The sequence below is a fragment of the Polaromonas sp. LjRoot131 genome (assembly GCF_964252805.1).
In the GTDB taxonomy this organism is placed as follows: domain Bacteria; phylum Pseudomonadota; class Gammaproteobacteria; order Burkholderiales; family Burkholderiaceae_C; genus Polaromonas.
Window position 1 is genome coordinate 313,041 of record NZ_CAXUPF020000005.1, and the last position, 19,188, is coordinate 332,228.

Consider the following 19,188-nt stretch of genomic DNA (forward strand, 5'->3'; position numbering starts at 1 on the left):
CGCGTCAATTTCCCTTGGCGGGCAGTCCCGTCAGCAAGGTGTGTCCGTGGGCCGTCAACTGCTTTTGCGGGTCCGGCAGGCGGCCGCCCTGCTCCACTTCTTTATCCGGGCGTTTTCGCACCACAAACTCGATCGCCGATTCGCCCACCGGCGTCAGGGTCTGGTCGAAACGTGGCAAGCCGTAGCGGAAGGTGGCGATCGCCTGAAAACGATCAATCAAGCATAGGCCGCTCAACAACAATTGGGCGCAACATTGTCCGCAGGAAGGCAATTCCCGCGGTTTTTTGAAAACTAACGTGATACCGAGGGTATCCCCCGGGCCTTAGCAGCAGAAACAAACGGGTCTGTTACAGCCTGTTTCGGCAATGCCCGCCGCCGCAGCTATGCGGCCGCCGGAAAACGCTGTATGCCAAAAGGCGCGGCATCGAACGGCAAGGCCGCGCCGGTCAGCTGTGCCGCCAGGAGCCGTGCCGTGGCCGGGGCCGTGGTGACACCCAGGCCTTCATGGCCGACGGCCAGCCACAGGCCGGGCTGCCGCGGATGGCGGCCGATGATGGGCAAGCCGTCCGGCGTGGCGGCGCGAAACCCGGTCCAGGTGCGTACCGCGTTGAGGCCGGCCAGCGCCGGCAGGTAGTCCAGCGCGCGGGCCAGCATGCGCGCGAGCATGGGCGCCTCCACCGCCGGATCCGTGGTGTCGAACTGGCGCGATGAGCCTATCAGCAGCTGGCCGGTCGGGCGCGGCTGCACGTTGAAGGCCACCGAAGTTCCGTCATTGTGGTGGGCGTTGCTGATGTAACCGAGCTCGACCAGCTGGTGGTGCACCGCGCCCGGGTAACGGTCGGTGATCGCAAGGTGGCCTTTCTTGGGGCGGATCGGCAGGTCGGGGCACAGGCGGCGCGCCTCTATCCCCGCCGCCAGCAACACGGCACCGGCGCTGCGCCAGCCGCCATCGGCCAGGCGCACACGCGTGCCCTCGATGGAGGCAACTTCCGCAGCCTCAAAAGCGACGGCGCGCGGTGCCTGTGCGAGCAGCCAGCGTGCGGCGCTGGGCGCATACACCACACTGTCACCGCTGACCTTGAGCGCCCCGGCCAGGCCAGTGCGCAACACCGGCTCCGCCGCGGCCAGCGCGCCGGTGTCCAGCAGTTCGCAGGCAATGCCGTGAGCCTGCAGGCCGCGCCGCTTGTCTTCGGCAACGGCCATTTCGGCATCGTTGGCGGCCAGCCACAGCGTGCCGCAGGTGCTGAAGGCGCAATCGGCATTCATGCGCGGCGCCCAGTCGTGCCAGATTTTCAGCGATTCATGGCTGAGCGTCAGCTCCGCCGGGTTGTCGTCCATCACCACCAGGTGGCCCATGCCGGCCTGGGTGGCGCCGCCCAGGCCCGCGTCCAGCACCAGCACGCTGAGGCCCGAGCGCGCGAGCTCGTGTGCGCACGCGGCGCCCACGATGCCGGCGCCGATGACGATCACATCGGCATTCACAGGCGTATGCCCCAGGCGAAAGGATCGTCTTCCTCGATCAGCAGGGTCGCCTCGGCACTCATGTGGGCGCGCCCGCGCAAGGTCGGAATGACTTTTCCGTCCTCCAGCGAATAGCTGGCCTCGAAGCGGCTGCCGATGATGCTGGCTTGGGACCAGGTCTCGCCGGGCGCGAGCTTGCCGTCGGCGGCCAGGCAGGCGATCTTGGCGCTGGTGCCGGTGCCGCAAGGCGAGCGGTCGTAGGCCTTGCCGGGGCACAGCACGAAGTTGCGGCTGTCGGCGCCCCCCTCATCGTCCGCGAACAGCTCGATGTGGTCGATCTCCGCGCCGCCGGCGCCGGTGATGCCTTGTGCCGCGAGTGCTTCGCGCAGCAACACGCTGTAGGCGGTCAAGGCCTCCAGCTTGTCGCCGGCCACGCGCTGGCCGTGTTCGCTCACCAGGAAAAACCAGTTGCCGCCCCAGGCCACGTCGCCGCGCACCACGCCGTGGCCCGGCACGGTCACGGCGACCTGGTGCAGGTGCCGCCAGGCGGGCACATTGCGCACGCTCACGGAGCCGTCCTCATGCAGCGTGGCCGTGACCGTGCCGACCGGCGTTTCGATGCGGTGCGCGCCGGGCGCTATCCGGCCCAGGTAGGCCAGCGAGGCCACCAGCCCTATGGTGCCGTGGCCGCACATGCCCAGGTAGCCGGTGTTGTTGAAGAAGATCACGCCGGCGGCGCTGGCCGGGTCCACCGGTTTGCACAGCAAGGCCCCCACCACCACGTCGCTGCCGCGCGGCTCGAGCACGGCGGCCGCCCGCCAGTCGTCGTATTGCCGGGCCAGCAGTTCGCGCCGCTCGGCCATGCCGCCGCCGCCCAGGTCGGGAAAACCATCTACCACCAGCCGGGTGGGTTCGCCGCCGGTATGGGAGTCAATGACCTTGATTCGTTTCATGTTGTTCATGTTGCAAGCCTGTAGAGAGTTCAGGGATGAGCTTACGTCCTCAGCCCACTGAAGTGACGGGTGTACCAGGCTTCAGCAGCGGCCGTGGAAAGTGGCGGCGGCCAGACAAAAGCCTGATGGTGGAGGAGGAGGGGTAGCAGCGATTCCCAAAGCAAGGATTTAAATCCACGATACATAAATATATCAATGAGATATTTAAATCGACTTTATAGGGTATTGAGCATCTTGCCAAGCCGCCATTTTGCGCGGGGGTTCGATTTTGCGAAACGCCGGAAGTAGCCGGCCGGCAATGCCGCGCGGCAGCGTGCGGCCGCCACAGCCGCCCCGCGCCTGGGCTTCAGATTTGATGACGCGCCTGGCGAAGCCTCCTTCAAGCCAGGCGATGCTGGAAACCAGCAGGCCGCGCCGGGGTTGCGGCCCGGCTGGGTGCGTTCAGACCCTGGCGAGGCCCGCCTCGTCGCAAGCCTGAGGCGGCGCTGTCTCGCGCTGGACAACAGGCCTGGGGAAAGCACATGCACCCAGAATATGCAGCAGGTCTTCCTGCACAAAGGAAGTGCCAAGGTACATCGGGCTGACGCGGGAAAGGTGGTGGCGGAAATGGTCGATGACCATTCGCTGGTTGACGACCGGTATCACCAGGGTAGCGGGGAACGCCGCCAGCTGCCCCAGGAAGGCATCCATGGCCTTGCCCCGTTCGCCGTGCGTGTGCCGTTCGCGCAGGCCGACAAAAACCGCGCGATGCCGGAAAGTCTCCAGCACCCAGGACGCGCCCGTCAGCGCCGTGCTGTCCACACGCGTGATCAGCCTGGAGGCGGACGGCATTTTCAGGCGGTTTCGAAAATCCTCGACGGCGAGCTCATGGAAATCCACCAACAGCACGCGAACACCAATTCCGCTGTGCGAGGCATTGAATTCAAAAAAATCTCTGGCACTCATAAGGCTCCTCTGCTTCGCCGAGGCCGGTGCGGATTTCACAGAAGATGAGCGGCACCACCCGACAACGTCGCCGCAGTGTCTGCGAGAACGCCGGGATGTAAAGCCGACTTTGTCTGCGCACGGGCAAAGCTTGCTGGAAATCCCTCTATTTATGCCTTGCCGCGGCCTGAGCAGGCCCTTGCGTGAAAAATGCCTCAACGGGAATTGCCCTGCTGATCAACAACAATTGTCCGCAGAAATACATTGCTGGCTTGCCGGGGGCGGCATGATTTTTACAATGGCCGTGACGCTCTGGCGTTCCTTGTTCTCATCCCAGACAAGGCTGCCATCAGGCAGTTCAAGCCCCTGCAGTGGTCTCTGCTGCAGGGGCTTTTTTTCGCCCCGTGAACGAACAGGCCGGCGCTAGACCCGGTCCTTCCAGCGCCCCAGTTCCCACGAGGGCAGGCCGCGCAGGTCGCCGACCTTGGCGCTCTGGAATTCCGCGAGCACGGGTTTCGCGCCCAGCCTGTCATAGGCCTGCTTGACCAGCGGCGCGGTTCTGACGAACACGCTCTTGACCTGCGCCCAGCTCAGCGGCTCCGCGATGATCTTGGCGCCCGCAATCATCTTGGACGTCGCCAGCAGGGACAGCGCGTCGCCTTCGGTCGACCAGGCCCAGCCGCGGCGAAACACCACCTCGTCGCGGACCACCTTGGCGCCGTCCGCCGGGGACAGTCCCCAGTAGGACTTCACCAGCTGCGACACGGCCGCCGGCTCCGACTCGCTGAGCACACCCACGGCCTCCTGCTGCGCCATCAAAAAAGCCAGCACGAGGTTCGGGTGTTTTTCCAGCAGGCTGTTGTGCACGATGCGAAAGGATCGGTGCAGGTAGTAACCGTCCGGATAAAAAGGCGAGTTCTTCACCGAAGGCAGCAGGATGCCCGCGCCCTTGCCTTCCGGCCCGTCGTAATGCGCCTCGGTATAACCGTAGGAATTCATGATCGCCACCGTGCCCGTCGCCTGCGCCCTCAAAAAGGCCGGGTAGACGGCCAGCGTCGCATCCGTTCCGGCCGGCACCTGCGCCGCCTCGGGCAGCGTCGATATGTGCACCATGCGGATGCCGTGGGCGGCCGGGTCCGGGTTGCCCAGCTCATAACGCAGGATCTGCGTGAAGGCGTTGTACGGGTCCGCGCCCATCAGCGTGCCCACCGTCTTGCCCTTGAGGTCCTGCACATTGCGGATCGGCGAATCCTTGCGCGTGCACAACAAAAAGCGCAGCCGCCCCTCCGCCACCGACACCAGGCTGAAAGGATGCTGCGCCACGATGGCGCGTATCGTCGGCGTGTTACCCCACATCGCCATGTCGAGTTGGCCCGCGGCCAGGGCCTCCACCTGCGGCGCCGCCGCCGGATAAGCGCGGTAGTCCACCGTCAGGTCGTAGCCGAACTCCGCCGCGTGTTTTTCAATCAGCCGCTTGCCTATCATGTACTGCGTGACCGGCGAATTCCCCGCCGCCCAAGGCACCCAGCCGTAAGACATGGTGAAGGGCCTGCCCGCCTGCGCGCGCGCCATGCCCGCTATGCCCGCAATCCCGAGCGAGGCGGCCAGGCCCGCGCCCCGGCGCAACCAGTGCCTGCGCGTCAACATCGATGATCCGCCGTTCATGGAGACCTCTCTTTCACCCAGAAGAACAAGCGCAGCGACAAGGCCTATACCTCAGCCACCGCCGCACCCAGCCGGCCCGGTTTGGTATCCGGCTCGTGCGCGATCCGCTCCACCAGTTCATACACTTCCTGCAGCTCGCCGCGCGGGCCCAGCGGCACTGTTGCCGCCAGCCGGAAGCGAAAGTAGCGCGCCGCCGCCAGCGCCACCGATCGGCTGGCCGCGATGCTCAGGCCCAGCGCGTTCGCCTGCCGCGCCAGCGCCCGCGCGTTGTCCAGCGGCGCGCCCACCGCGGTGAAGGTCAGGTGGTCCCAGGTGCCGAAGTTGCCCACCGTGGCATTGCCGAAATCCAGGCCGAAGCACGGCGGCTTCACAGCCGCATCCAGCCCTTCGGCCAGCGCCTGCATGGCATCCACCGCGCGCAAGGCCGCCTCGCACGCATAACCCGCCGGGTTGGAGACGTTCAGCGGCGTGTTCCACAACGCCACCGCCGTGCAGCTCTCGTAGCGGTCCATCATGCCCTTGCCCTGCGCCACCTCCACAGCGAAGATCTGCAAATAATGTTCGGCATGCGGCGACCAGGTCACCGCCGTCGCGTGGTGTTCGTCCAGCGCCGCGCACAGCACCGCCAGCTCGCGCTGCTCCACACCGGCCTGCGGCGTCAGGCGGTTGGCGATGAAGTGCTTCACCAGCGGCCGCGGCACGTAGCGCGAGAAACCCTGCAGCGCGATGCGCGCCAGCGCCAGCGATTCCTGCAGGCGGCGCACTTCGGAAATGTCGCTGTCCTGCGGGATGTCGCTGTCGAACTCGAACTCCCGGATGTGCTTGGCCGAACGCACCAGGTTCTTCAAAGGCGTCGCCAGCCGATTCGCCATCCAGAACAGCATGGGCATCAGCAGCAGCAAGCCGGCCACGCCCACCCCCAGCAGCATCCAGCGCATGCGCCGCACCTCAGCCAGCAAAAGGTTCTGGTCCGACACCAGCGCCACATAGGCCTTGTGGCTGAACACGCCCTCCATCGGCATCACCACCGCCGCGAAGCGCTGGCCCCCCGCGCCTTCCACAGAATGAATGGGCGTGTCCTGCGCCGCGCCCTGCTCCACCAGCTTGTGCAGCGAGCCGTACAGCGGGTCGCTCAAGGCCGACAGGCTGAGCGGCGTGCCCGAACCCAGCAAGCGGCGCAGCCTGTCAGCCTGCGACCATCCCCAGACACGACCCTGCGCGTCGAACAAAATCAGCTCGGCCCGGCTTTCATCACCCCGCGCATGCAAAAAATCCGACAAACCCCCGACCGTGAACATCGCCGCCGCCACACCGCCGCGTGGGCCGCTCAGCGGGCGCGACAGCGCCATGCCGAACTCCTCCGGCACCTTCAGCACAAAAGGATCGGTTGCCTGGAAGGTGCCCAGGTTCAGGTCGCTGGCCCCGTGGTACCAGGGCCGCTCGCGCGGGTCGTAGCGCTCACCCCAGGGCCGCCGCTCACTCGCGATCGCCGTCATCTGCTGGTCGTAGAACACCCACTGCTCCACCCGCTTCTGCTTCTCATCCACGCGTATGGTCTGCAGCGCAAAACGCGCCTCCGGCAGCGACCTGGCCCAGGCCCGGTCGCGCGCCGTGCGCAGCACCATGCTTTGCTGGAAACTGCCGTCCGGGTAGCCGAACACCAGCGAGCCGATTTGTGGATAGCGTTGCTGCATCGACATCTGCATGCGCAGCACCGAAATGTCGTTGTCGCCTTCAAGCCCCGCATGCGGGTCGTTGGACGTCGCCTCCAGCCAGGCCCGCGCCGGCTCCTGGAAACGCAGCAGCTGCTCCTGCGTGCGCCGGCCCAACTGCTCCAGCTCGCGTTGCGCGCCGTCGAACACGATACGGCTCGCTGCCAGCTCCGCCAGCGCCATCAGCGCCACCACCAATACCGTGACCAGCGCGGCATAGGTCCAGAACAAATGGGCCCGAATCGACCTGGCATGAAAGCTCAGCATCTTCATCACCGTTGTCTCCCTGCGGTGCGTGTTTGCACTGCAAGATACGCCTCGCTAATGGCTTTGACAAGGTGATTGATACTGCCTTTAGAGGCTGCGGCCCGGCTTGAACAGTTTGTGACGTTTGTCAGGGGAGTGAGGTGCTGCGGCGCCTCCTATAAATAGAAGAGCCGGGGTCATCATGATGCGACCCTTGCGCGGCGTATGGCGGCTTCAACGCGGGCTGCGCTTCAGGAGGCAGCCACATCGGAAGACTTTGAGTGGCGCTTTGCCTGGAACCGGTGCGCTAACTTAATGTCACAAATCCCTGCGCCTTTTGGTGCGCAGATATCGCGTTGAACCTTCAGTCCAATAAGCGGCAGTGGATTGAGAACGGAATCCAGGACTTTGGTTATAGGCCTGTTGTCCGGTTGATAGCTGATGAATCGGTTGTCCAGCATCTCATGCTGCCGTCTGACCGCATTAACGAGACCTGTACGCGCCCACGCATCCCGGAACATCCTTGTTTTCGACGGACTTTCCATTCTTCAAGCTTATGGACAACTTGCAAGCTTTGGCGCCAGCCGACTCTAACTTGACAAGGTATTTCTCTCCCGCTTTCGGCACGATGGATTTTGTGATCGATGGGCAGCTGGAGCCCGGGTAGTACGTTGTTGCAATCAATGCGCCGGAGTTGATGGATGAAGATTCAGGACGAACTGCCCAGCCCCCGGAGATCAAGATCTCCTTCTCAGGCGGTGCCGATATTTTCCAGACGCTCTTGTCATCTTTGTCTCGAAGATAGGAATCCTGGCGCTGTAAGTAAGCGACCCTGTCGAAATCTCGACATTGATTGGATGCCGTCTTTTCTCGCTTTGCCATGAAATAGGTATTGACGCCAAACTCGGATTGAAACTCAATCTCCGGATCGTCTGGCGATGCCGCTACATAGTTGTAGCTGGGCTTGGGGTAGGTCGTACAGGCTGCGAGCAGCGCGACCAATGCGAGTACCAGAAGTCCTTTGAAATTGGTCTTAATTTTTCTCTTCATTGTCGTTTTCTCTTGGTTGTTATGAAGTCATTGCTGAAGAAGAGAGGCGCACCTCCGATAAACCTCCCTCGTAGAAGAGGATCGAACTCCCAACACCACCGCGGTGTGCGGAAGATCTGGCGGTTGTCCGACCAACCATCGTCTCTCCACTTCAGTCAAAACTGCTTCCTTAAGGCCCACTTTCCCGCTTCCTGAGAAGATTGCATTACGCAGTCAGCTCAGCTACTTAAGCAACGCACCAACCGCGCGGGACGGTGAATATCTTCCAGGGCTCATGAATGCTCTCTGGCCGCAAAAACAGCGTCTCAATCATCTGTATCTCAGGGATCAAAAACTCGCTGGCTGCATCAAACTTATCAACACTAACTACCCGGCCGGTGCTCGCTTTCGAAAGGAGTGCAGTATTGATCTTCATCATTAGGGGGAGGAAGAATTCAAGCCGCTCTGGCGAGGTGAGGTGATCGTCGAAAGCATTCATCGCGACCCCATCAATCCAGGCGGCGTCAAGTGCCGGGCTAATGTCATCCACCATGCCCCGAAGCCAAGCCGGTATTGCCGGTTCGGCCAGCGCTGTTTGCACGAAGGAATAGAACCAGACTTCGGCGATGGCGTTATGTACCCAAAAAGACTTTTTTCTATAAGTCAGCAGCGATGAAGACATGATTTTTACCTAAGCACTAAAACACGAGATTGTTGTGATGACGGTAGCGCCTTGACATAGTCAAGAACCAAGGCTACCTGCTGCTGCGTTAATCCTCGCTGCACCACGTCCACGACCACCACACCCTCTTTGAGAAAATGTCGTTGCATTGAGCTTTTCCAACTTGAAAAACTAGCATCGTTGAAGAACGCTGTTGGAGGTGGACTAGCGGCGTCATACAAGACTCCGCTTTTTGCTCTCCAGTCTCCATTACCGCTTAGGTCGCGTTCGAGTCTAGCTCCCAACACTCCTTCCAGTCGAATGCCAGTGATTGCCTCATCCACTATATATTTCCCTTTTGCAGGATCAATTCCCAACTCTATTTGATGTAGTACATAGGCCACATCCTGTTTCCCAGCTTTTAGAGCCGCAGCCTCTTCCGCAGCCAATGCCGCTAGCCTGGACCCCGCCCATGCCGATCCGACAACGGAGGAACCCCCAAGGGCATCTGCAGCAGCCATGTCGCCAGTCGCGAGGGTTACCTGGGTCGCACATACCCTCCAATTCGCCACGCAAGTGGAGACGGAAACACCCAATGACGAGGCGATGGCTGGCATCGCTTCCAACACAGCAGGCACCATCGGGCCACCTACAACCATAGCCAATAATCCGGCCGTGACTATTGCGGCTTGCTTAGTACACCCGGACGGGTTCGTCTTACAGAGAACCTCGGCAATAATGCTTTGAGTGGCAGCGGCACGCAAAGTCGGATTCACCGCAAGTTGCTGAGCCTGCCACTGTAGGTTTACTGCGGCAACAAAAGCTTCCGGTAGTTTTCCCTGCTGGATCAGCGCGTCTCGTGCGGCCGTTCCCGCATTCAGTTCTTTGATAAGCTTTTCGCAATCTCCACGGATATCGCATGTAGCAAGTAAATTATCTTGTGAGGCGCTTAGCTGAGCGTATTTTTCGTCGATCTTTCGTCTGCAGTCATCACTAACGCATGCTGCTCGCTCCTTGCTGTAACTTGCCCACTGATCATGCTTCAGATAGTTATTAACGGTAGCCGTATTAGCGATACTGGCGGCTCCAATTGCCGCGCCCGCCAAGGTCGACCCCGCAGTCATCAATGCATTGAAGTCAGCACTGCCCTTGACATAGCCCTGCTCGAGCAGGTATACCTCCATCAGCGGGATTAGCTGTTCATTCAACGCACCGGCAACCGCGCCACTCAGCGCGCTGGTTCCCGCTACCTTGGCCTGTATCACCCCGGCCATTCCATGCAGCACGGTCTTCTGCCAGCTGCCTTCCAGCCATTCGTTCTTCTCTGCCAGGTCACCAATGGCGTTCGTGATAACGGCACCGATGTATTGCGCAGCCTGGGCGTTCTCTTTGGCCTTCTGCTGCTGGGCCTGCAACTCTTGCGCCTGTTGCAGGGTCAGGGTGTTCTTCAGCGCGCCGTTGGCTGTTGACGCGTCGCGGCTTGTCAGCGTAGCAACGTTCTCTTCACTTTGCTTGTCTCCTCCCGTGATGGTCACCTGCGCCGGGCTGATCACGCTTTGCGTCACGCCGCTCTGGCTCCCACTTTCGGGCAGGCCGGTGTTGCCCATGGCGTTGGCGAGCAGGTTGTTGGTGAGGTTGCTCGCCAGGTTGGAGGCCATGCTGGCGCCGCTGCTGAAGCTCACGCTGGCGCTTTCGCTGCTGGCGCTGGTGTCCTGCCGGTTCTGCAGGTCGCTGTAGGTCAGCGAAGAGGTGCTCAAGGTGTTCTTGCTCTTGTCGGCTTCGCTGGTGATGGCAGCGCCCTTGAGGTCGGTGGCGCCGGCCACCTTGATGTCAAAACCGCCAGTGCCCGCGGCAATGCCGCTCTGGCCGACCGCGCTCAGGTAGTTGTGGTCGACTTGCTGCTTGCTGGCGCTCAAATTGCCGCTGACCGTTGTGCCGTAGCAGAACGGCGGGATGCACAGGCTCAGGCCGAAGCCTCCAGTGGTCTGCTTGCTTTCGTAGCTGCTGCTGTCCTGCAGTGTCTCGATGTTGAGTTTGCCGCCGACATCCATCTCCACGGTCTTGCCGGCGAGCTGCGCGCCGATCAGGCTGGTGTCGTTGCCGCTCTTGACGCTGAGCTTGTTGGTCGCAGAGATCTGGGTGTTGTCATAGGTGGTTTCGCTGCCGTCGGCGCGGCCTTTGCCGTTGCTTGCACCAATCTGGAAGCTGATGCCGCTTTGTTCACCGAAGCCGAATGTCACGCCAATGCCGGCCGAGCTTGAGTTGTTCTTGCTCTGAATTTCCGCAGTATTCTGTGCGGCGATCAGCTTGACATCCTTCGCGGCGTCGAGCGCGATGTTTTGCGCCTGCAACTTGGCGCCGACCATATTGATATCGCTCTCGGTGGCCTTGATATCGATGTTCTGGGCCTGAAGGTTGGTGCCACGCTGCTCGGTCCTGCTCTGGCGGCTGTCCTGGCTGCTGCTGCTGGTGCCCAGGCTCACACTGACCCCAAAAGCGCTGTTTGCGGGATCGCTGGGGCCACCCGGCTGGACCTTGTCGGCACTCGCTTTCGCGCTCGCATTGATTCCACCGACATTTAGGGCCGATGGGTCCGATGCCAGTTTGTAAGCGTCGTAGCCGGCCTTGAGCGCGGCGGCGCCTTGCAGCCGGCTGTTGTCACCCTGGCGGGCCTGCTGTGCCAAGTCGGCGATCTGCGTGATCTTGCTGCCGATCACCCCTGTGAGCTGGCTGCCTATGGTCAGGCTTTTGCTTTCGGCGTGGAACTGGCTGCTGCTGCTGTTGGCTGCGGCCTGCAGGTCGACCTTGTTGGCACTCAGCTTGATGGTGTCGCCGGCCAGCAGGTCGGCGCCTTGCGTCGTGAGATTGCCTTGGCCGGTGTTCTTGTATTGGGCGTCGGTGCCGGCTGTCAGCGTAAGGTTGCCGGTATTGGCGCTCAGCAAGCTGGTCGCGGAGGTCGTGCTGCTGCCGCTTCCGTCCTGCACAGCGCTGGTCTTGCCGAACATCGTAAAGCGCGGGCCAAGGCCCTGCGCGATGCCAATGCTCGTAGAGCTGCTGTGCGAATCGTTCTGTGTATTCTCAATGTTGGTGGCGGCCAGCACGTTGATGTTGCGGCCGGCGGTGACCGCGACATCGCGATCAGCCAAGACGGCACTGGCATTGATGCTGGCGTCGCGGCCGGCAACCACGACAACATTGCCACCGCTGATGGTGCTGCCGGACTGCGTGACGATTTGCTGGTTCTGGTTCTGGTCTTGCGCGCTCTTGCCGTAGCTGATGCCGCCCATCAGGCTTCCCGAGAAGCCGCTCTTTTTTTCTTCACGAAAGCTGTTGCGGGTGGCGGTGCTGGTGGCCGCCTCAATTGTTACGTCGTTGCCGGCCGCCAGCGTGGTCTGCCCATTACCGACCACCGAGCTGCCGCGCACCGTGAGGTTATTTCCGGCGCTGATGCTGACGGCGTTGCCGCTCAGACTGCTGCCAATTGCCACGTTGGAGTTGCCGGTGTCGTGCCCCGTCTGGCTCTTGCTGCTGAGAAAGCCGCTACTCTTGGTCTGGTTAAAGAGATCGAACTCGCCCTTCTCGCGCGCTTCCACGATGTTGACGTTGTTGGCGGCCACCACGTTGAGCTGGCCGGTGACGGCATTGACGCTGGAGCCCTGCACGGTGATGTTGCCCTTGCTTCCATCTGGCGCGGTCTGCAGGGCTGCGAGCGTGACGTTGCCGCCGGCCAGCAGGTTGCTGCCGACCACGCGCTCCTGCGCGGTGTGGTCGTTGCGCACATACCCCTTGGCGCGCATGTTTTCGTCGAGCTGGGTGGTGTCGGTGGCAGCCACGATGTTGAGATTGCCGCCGCTGATGACGCTCAAGTCCTGACCCACGCCAATCTGGGCCGCGCGCAGGGTGGTGTCTGCACCTGACGACAAGGCCAGGCTGCCCCCAGTTTGCAAAGTGCTGCCCAGGTTGGTGGTGCCCTGTGTGCGGCGCAGGCCCATGACGCTCACATCTTGCGTGCTCTGCTGGGTCTGCACGGTATCCACCACCAGGTTGGCGCCCGCGTTGAGGCTGGCATTGCCCTGCGCGGCTACCAGCGCGCCGGCGAGCTTGATGTCGCGACCGGCGGTGATGACCAGATCGCCTCTGGAAACAACACTGCCTTGGGGCCCGACTTCGGTGTTGCTGCCGCTGACGTTGCCGGCCACGGTCTGGCGGCTGGCGCTGAACTGACGTGTGACCGCATCGATCTGGATGTCGCGGGCAGCGGAAAGCAGCACGCTGTTGCCGCTGATCATGCCCGAGCGGTTGATGATGTCGGTGTCGGAAACGACAGTCGTGCTGCCGCGGCTGGCGTCGATCAGCCCCAGCTTATTGGTGACCTTGTTGGCGGCCAGCAGGATGCTGTCCTGGGCCCGCAGGGCGCCATTGTTGGTCAAGTCACCCTTGGCGGTGATGCTGACGCTCTTGCCGGAGATCAGGGCTCCAGTGGGGTTCAGGTCAGCCGTGTGCACCCGGCTCAGGTAGACCACGGGCACCAAAGCCTTGGTGGTCCGACCGTCGGTAAACATGACATCCTGCTCGACCAGCCAGACCATGTCGCTGGTCAGGTTGGCCACCTGCTCGGCCGTAAGCGCGATGCCGGGTCGCAGCTTCCATTGCTGCGCCACGGTGATCGCGCTGGCCATCAGGGCCTGGTATTGCGCTTCTTCGCTGGCGTAGCCGTCCAGGAAGCGGCGGCCCGTGAGCTGGCCGACCTGGTCGCGGATCAGCTTTTGTTCAAAGAAGCCATCACCCAGCCGCTTCTGGAGGCTGGCCGGGTCGTAGCTCAAGGCGCTGAGCATGTAGTCGCTCGACAGCCACTGCCGGTAGCTGGTGAAGCGCGGGTCGCTTTCAATCAGGTAGGTCTGGCTGGGGTTGCGCGGTGGCGGAATCGTCAAAGCACCCGGAAGGCCAGGGACAACACCCGCCGCGGCGGAGAGCGAAGCCAGGGACGGCAAGATAAATGCTGTTCCGGCCGGCCCCGGTGTGGCCGCGCCGCTCGCATTGGATTGGCCCGGCAAGGCATTGGTGTTGAGCACCGAGCCGGCGTAGATCGCAAAAGTACCTCCTGCGCTCATCGTGCCGCCGACCCGACCTATGACGGCGGTGCTGGCCTGGGGCGCCAGGCTCTGGGTGGTGGCGGCGCCAAAGTTGCGATTCCAGCGAAAGACGGAGTACTCGTCGACCAGGGTATCGCGGTTGAGTACGGCGCCGGTATTGGTGACGCTGGCGGTCTGGTAACTTCCCAGCGGATCCGCATTGCCTATCGTCACATTGCCGCCGGCCATGATGCTGCCGTATTCGTTGCGCAGGTTGCCGACGTTACGCAAGACGAGGTTGTTGCCGACCAGTATCTTGGGCTCGGGCTGCAGCACGCCTTGAAGCTGCGTGTCGGTCACGGTCGTGGTGGTGGTGCGTTCGGTCTCCACCATCCAGCCGCCTATGAACATGCCGGGCTTCTCGGCCAGGGGGTTGATATGGATGGTGGGGTCGTACCAGCTGAGGTCGGCATAACCGGCCGCGCAGAAGCCGGCAAAGTTGTCGATGTAGTTGCCGTATTCGCACATCCAGTAGCCGTTGCGCTTGACCAGGGTCTTCGTGCTGCTGCTGGTGGTCGTGGTGACTTGCGGCGCGGCGCGGGTGTTGACCAGTGTTTCGGCGGCAATCTGCATGTCGCCGTCGGCCTGCAGCAATGATGTGTTGTTGTTGACCAGCGTCGTGCGGTTGAGCAAAGTGCCATAGGCGTCTTTGCTGCTGCTGGCGGCAATCTCCATGTCGCCCAGGCTGTAGATGCTGGCGCCGCCGGTGTTGTTCAGCGTGTTGCTGACATACAGCTTGACCTTGCTGGTGCCGGCGATCAAGGCGCTGGCGCCCTGGTTGTTCAGAGTAGTAGCGTTGACCGTCACGGTGTCGCCCACCATCCCGCCGCCGTTGTTGTTGACGGTGTTTGCCGTTACCGTCAGCGCATTGCCCTCAATGCGGCCGCTGGCCTGGTTGTTGAGCGTGGCGGCCTGCACGGTGGTTTGCGCACCGGCGATCTGGCCGGTGTTGTCCAGGGTGCCGGTGGCGGCAACATCCAGCTGGCCGGTGGCGATGATCTTGCTGCCGTTGACGAGGTTTTGCGAGGCGGTCACGCTGGCAGTGTTGCCTTCGAGGCGGCCGGTACCGAGGTTGCTGATGTTTCCGCCGGCCACCGCCAGGTGCTGGCCGGCGGCGATCCGGCCGTCGGTGTTGTTCAGCTGGGTGGCAGCCGTGACGTTGGCGTTGTGCACGGCCGTGATCTGGCCCCGGGTGTTGTTGAGCACGGGAGCGCTGAGGGTGACGCTGCCGTTGCTGATGATCTTGCCGTCGGTGTTGTTGAGGGAGCCGCTGGCGCTAATGCTGCCGTTGCCGGTACCGGTCTGGGTGATCTGGCCGCCGATGTTGGAGAGGTCCTGCGCCGTGATGTTGAGCCGGCCGGCGGATACCCGGGCACTGTCGGTGCGCAGCGTTTGCGCGGTGGTCGCCGTCAGCGTGCCGGTGGCGGACACCGTGGCCCGGCTGGCGTCGATGTTGCCTGCGGTGGCTGCGAGGCTGAGGTTTTGCGACTGGACCTGGGCGTCTGCCAGGTCAATCTGGCTGGCCGAGATGCCGGCGTTGCCGCCTGCCACGTTCTGCCCCTTCAGGACCACCGCAGCTTGAGCCGTCACATTCAGGTCACCCGTGGCGCCGAGGCTGCCATCGGGATTGAGGCCTGCCGCCAGCACGGAGCCCGCGGCCGACGTGATCTGCGCGCCTGCGCCGGTGGCCTGCAAGGTCGTGTTGCCTTGCGCGGCAAGGATTCCCGTGTTGCTGATACCACCCTGGGCGTTGATGGAGGTGTTGCCGTTGGCATAAACCGTCGCGTTGTTGGTGACCGTTCCTGCCGTTGTGATCTGCGCATTGCCTGCCGCTTGCAGAACGCCCTGGTTGCTCAGCCAGCCGTTGGACTGCATCACGAAGTCGCCCCCGGTGGCCCTCACGGCACCGGCATTGCGCGTGCCCAGCCCGGCTTCGGTGCCGACCAGGTAGATTTTCCCGGCATACATGCCGCCCAGCGCGGCGATATCCAGCATAAAGGCAGGTGCCGCGCCGGTGCCGGCCATCGGCGTCGCAACGCTGGGGTTGGCCGCATTGACCTCGTTGGCGCCGGTAGTGACGTTGAGCTGCTGGGCCCAGATGCCGGCGTTGACCTGAACGGCGCGCGCCAGGATGTCGGTGTAGCTGGCCGTGCGGGTGTCCAGGCCCAGGCCTTCGACCACCACGGTGCCGCGCTGCACGCGGAAGCTGTCCAGGCTGCCGCCATTGGCGCCGTTGATCACCGGCACGCCCGTGGTCAGCGTCACCCTGTCCGCGTTGATAAAGCCACCGCCATTGACGCTAATACCGGCCGGGTTGGAAATGACGACGTCGGCACGCTGGCCGGCGACTTCGACGTAACCGCGCAACTGGCTCGGATTGACGGAATTCACCTCGTTCAGAATGACGCGGGCGCTGCCGCCGGCCAGCGCGGCGTTGGCCGGCACCCAGCCCCCCAATTGGGTTTGTACATTGGCGCGGCTGTTGTTGAGGATGGCACCCTGTGGATTGACATCAAACTGGGTGTAGTTGTTGCGGCTGACACCGGCGGCCGAGGGTGCGGTGATGTTCACCAGGGGCACGCCGTTGGGTGCGGCCTGCAGGGTGGGACGCTGACTGCCCGGGGCGCCCGGGTCGGCAACAATCTGAGCCTGCGCCATCGCGAAGAGCGCACTGGCCGCGAACGCGCAGGCAGTCAGTCCCGTGTTCAACACAGCGGTCGTCACCGAGCGCAAAAGCGGTGAACTCCGCTCGCCATCGGCACCTTTACCCTGCGCCGTGGCAGTTTCCGCCACCGCCATCAATTGGCCACGCTCGGCGTTAAAGACAATGCGGTAAAGATTCTTGTTCATGTGGCTGCTCGATAGGGGAAACTGGGGAACTGGCGATGCCCGGTTAGAAGCTGTAGTTCAGGTTGAAACCGACCGTGGTGCTGGCGGTGCGATAAAACTCGGGTTTGCGCACAGGCGCGCCGGCAAACAGCTCGTACTGCAGGCTCTTGACACTGCCGCGCAGCCCGATGACCATGCCGGTGAGGCGCTTGCCCACCAGAAATTCGCTGCTGGGGCCACTGACTTCACCATGGTCCAGGCCAAGGTAGATTTCCTGGCCCGAATCGCCCAGTGCGGCGCTGACCTCGTTGCGGATCAACCAGCCACGCTCGGCCGAAAGGCTGCTTTCACCGTCAAAGCCGCGCACGGTATAGCGCCCGCCAATGGCAAAGCGGTCTTGCGGCGTCAAGGGCGTGCGGTTCTGCTGCCAGCGCCAGCTGCCGGTGTAACGCAGCTTCTGATCGGCGATCTTGAACGGCCAGCTCAGGTTGGCATCGGCGGTGACCAGTGCAAAGCGGGAAGTCCCTTCGCCGAAGGCCTCCTCCGGCGCCGGCTGGGAACCAAAAGCGCCGGTGCCGCGTTTGTAGGCCAGGTTGCCTTCCAGCGTGGCATTGCCGATGAATTCCTTGTGGCCCACACCAGACTCCCAACCACCGACCACGCGGCGTTGGTTGACGATTTCGGTATCGTCAATGAAGTTGTTGGATTTGCGCTGCCAGCCCTTGAAACTGAGGGTGGTCTTGCGGCTGGCATCACGGTAGACCAGGCGCGAGAGCTTGACTTCGGCGTTGTCGCTGGTGCCTCTGTAGACGATGTCGCCGTTCAGGCCCGCGACCGTCTGGAAGTAGCGGCTCTTGCTGGCGGTGACGCCCAGGGTCCAGTAGCCCCAGGGCAGCGAATAGTGCAGCACCCCGGCGCGCGTGCCGCGTTCGCCCGCTTCCCCGCCGCCCATGTCATGGTTGAAGGTGGCATAGAACAGGTCATTGAGCGTCCACCAGTTGTCGTAGCTGAGGGTCACGCCGCCCTGGTACTTGCCGGTGCCTTTGGTGCCGCTGTCGTCAGCCGACAGGGACAAGCGGAACGGAAAGCCCTGCTTGTAGTTGATGACCACGTCGTTCTGGTCCGGCTCCACGTTGTCGCCTGAGGCGGGCGCGATCTTGAAATCGGCTTGGGCTGTGGGTACACGCTGGAAGTTTTCAAGCGCCTGTTCGAGGTCGCGCACGTTCAGGATATCGCCGGGTTTGGCCGGAACGGCGTTCCAGGCCGTCGCGCGCGGGTCAACGGGCTCGGCAAAACGAATGGCATGAATGCGGCCGGGCAGAACAGCCAGCAGCAGCGTGCCCGAGCTCAAGTCCTGCGGCGGTATCAGCACCCGGCTGGTCACAAAGCCTTTGGCAATCACGGCGTCGTTGGCGCGTTTGAGCAGCACATCCATGGCTCTTGCACCCAGGCATTTGCCGGCGGGCTCATCATCCCCCGTGCTGCCGGCCAGGGCCTGGGTCAGCCAGGTAAAGCGAATCAGGTCTTTTGCGACAGGGGTTTGCAGCTGGAGGTGGGTGATTCGAAAGCAGGGAGACTCGCCCGCCGGCAGGCGTTCGGCCGCGATGCTGACCGGAGCCGGCAGCCGGACATCCCGGCCGTGCTCCTGCTGTTCACGGATTTGCGTTTCCCGTTCCTGGGCGCGGCGCTGCTCCTGTTCGGTGCTGGTGAGCGGCGCCGGTTGGGCCCAGACATGGCCGGCCAGCATGGCCATGGCCACGCCGACGCAGACCTTGCGGGCGCGGTTCGCTGGTTTTGCAGATTTTTTGGTGCACGCTGGCACCGCCCCGAGTGATACACCCAAGTCATCGTGTGGCTTGGCCAATCACGCACTCCCTGATTCCATTGTTGTTATCGCCAGGCCGTGTGCCTGATGTAACCAAGAGTTTAAATTTGAAGCGGCGAAATGTAAGAACTGTTACTTGAGAGAGCTCTCAAGTGTTGGTTTTTGGGCCGATACCGCCGCGAATCATTAGAGCCCTATCAAACCGGACGTCGCTGCCCCTGATGCGAGAGCGGTCGATTGACGGCCCAGCGTCGAGCGTTGATGGAGACAGTTACTCCAACGCGTGAGCCGAAGACAGATAAGCCCGAATTTCTCGGCCAAGGTCTTCAAGCGACCCAACCATCGGAACGTTGTAGTGCTCACACACGACATCCACGTTTCCCTTGCGCCAGTAACCCGGCGGGCAGCAGACAACCGCCTTGCGTCCCCGGGCCGCGAGGCCGAGCTCCAGCAAGGTGACAGGGGCTTGCGATTGCGGGGCGAAAAAAAACACGATCATTCCCGCCGCTTCCATCGCGGCCAGCTCCCATTCGATCTGCTCCCGAAACGGTGGAAAGCTGGCTTCCGCCAACCAGCTTGAATCCCACTGCGCCCGGCGAGGGTTGAGCAAAATTCCTGGGCAGTCCGCAAGAGACAAGGCCAATTCCGCTTGCCAGTCAACGCTTTTCCCCAGGTCGATGGAGCCGGCCAGGAACACCGCCTTGGCAAGAGACGGGGTGAAAAGAGGGGTGGGTGGCTGGATGAGCTGCAT

General features: G+C 62.7%; 11 protein-coding genes. All 11 read right to left on the reverse strand.

Translation table 11 applies throughout. The annotated features are described in order from the left end of the window. Positions 1–4: 4 nt before the first annotated feature. On the reverse strand, positions 5–220 hold the full coding sequence (locus ACSQ27_RS21715; protein ID WP_436157566.1) for a hypothetical protein: 216 nt from the start codon (positions 218–220) through the stop codon (positions 5–7). A gap of 161 nt (positions 221–381) precedes the next feature. Further along, positions 382–1,482 (reverse strand): NAD(P)/FAD-dependent oxidoreductase, encoded by a 1,101-nt coding sequence (locus tag ACSQ27_RS21720; protein WP_436157567.1) that lies wholly within the window; start codon positions 1,480–1,482, stop codon positions 382–384. Next, on the reverse strand, positions 1,479–2,414 hold the full coding sequence (locus ACSQ27_RS21725; protein WP_436157646.1) for a 4-hydroxyproline epimerase: 936 nt from the start codon (positions 2,412–2,414) through the stop codon (positions 1,479–1,481). Before ACSQ27_RS21725 ends, ACSQ27_RS21720 begins: the two co-directional genes overlap by 4 nt. A 441-nt stretch (positions 2,415–2,855) precedes the next feature. Beyond that, the gene (locus ACSQ27_RS21730) at positions 2,856–3,359 is read right to left on the reverse strand and encodes a hypothetical protein (RefSeq protein ID WP_436157568.1); all 504 of its coding nucleotides are present in this window, start codon (positions 3,357–3,359) and stop codon (positions 2,856–2,858) included. Between the two features lie 402 nt (positions 3,360–3,761). Further along, the gene (locus tag ACSQ27_RS21735) at positions 3,762–5,003 is read right to left on the reverse strand and encodes an ABC transporter substrate-binding protein (RefSeq protein ID WP_436157569.1); all 1,242 of its coding nucleotides are present in this window, start codon (positions 5,001–5,003) and stop codon (positions 3,762–3,764) included. A 44-nt stretch (positions 5,004–5,047) separates the two neighbouring features. Then, on the reverse strand, positions 5,048–6,991 hold the full coding sequence (locus tag ACSQ27_RS21740; RefSeq protein WP_436157570.1) for a hypothetical protein: 1,944 nt from the start codon (positions 6,989–6,991) through the stop codon (positions 5,048–5,050). Positions 6,992–7,444: 453 nt separating this feature from the next. Then, entirely contained in the window at positions 7,445–8,011 is a 567-nt protein-coding gene (locus ACSQ27_RS21745) for a hypothetical protein (RefSeq protein ID WP_436157571.1), read from the reverse strand. A 226-nt stretch (positions 8,012–8,237) separates the two neighbouring features. Beyond that, positions 8,238–8,672: a hypothetical protein gene (locus ACSQ27_RS21750; protein ID WP_436157572.1), complete on the reverse strand. Its 435-nt coding sequence runs from the start codon at positions 8,670–8,672 to the stop codon at positions 8,238–8,240. Between the two features lie 5 nt (positions 8,673–8,677). Further along, positions 8,678–16,633, reverse strand: a complete 7,956-nt coding sequence (locus ACSQ27_RS21755) for a hemagglutinin repeat-containing protein (protein WP_436157573.1) — start codon at positions 16,631–16,633, stop codon at positions 8,678–8,680. Positions 16,634–16,676: 43 nt separating this feature from the next. After that, on the reverse strand, positions 16,677–18,365 hold the full coding sequence (locus ACSQ27_RS21760) for a ShlB/FhaC/HecB family hemolysin secretion/activation protein (RefSeq protein WP_436157574.1): 1,689 nt from the start codon (positions 18,363–18,365) through the stop codon (positions 16,677–16,679). Positions 18,366–18,708: 343 nt separating this feature from the next. Next, a complete protein-coding gene (locus tag ACSQ27_RS21765) occupies positions 18,709–19,188 on the reverse strand; it encodes a nucleoside 2-deoxyribosyltransferase domain-containing protein (RefSeq protein ID WP_436157575.1) in 480 nt (159 codons plus the stop codon).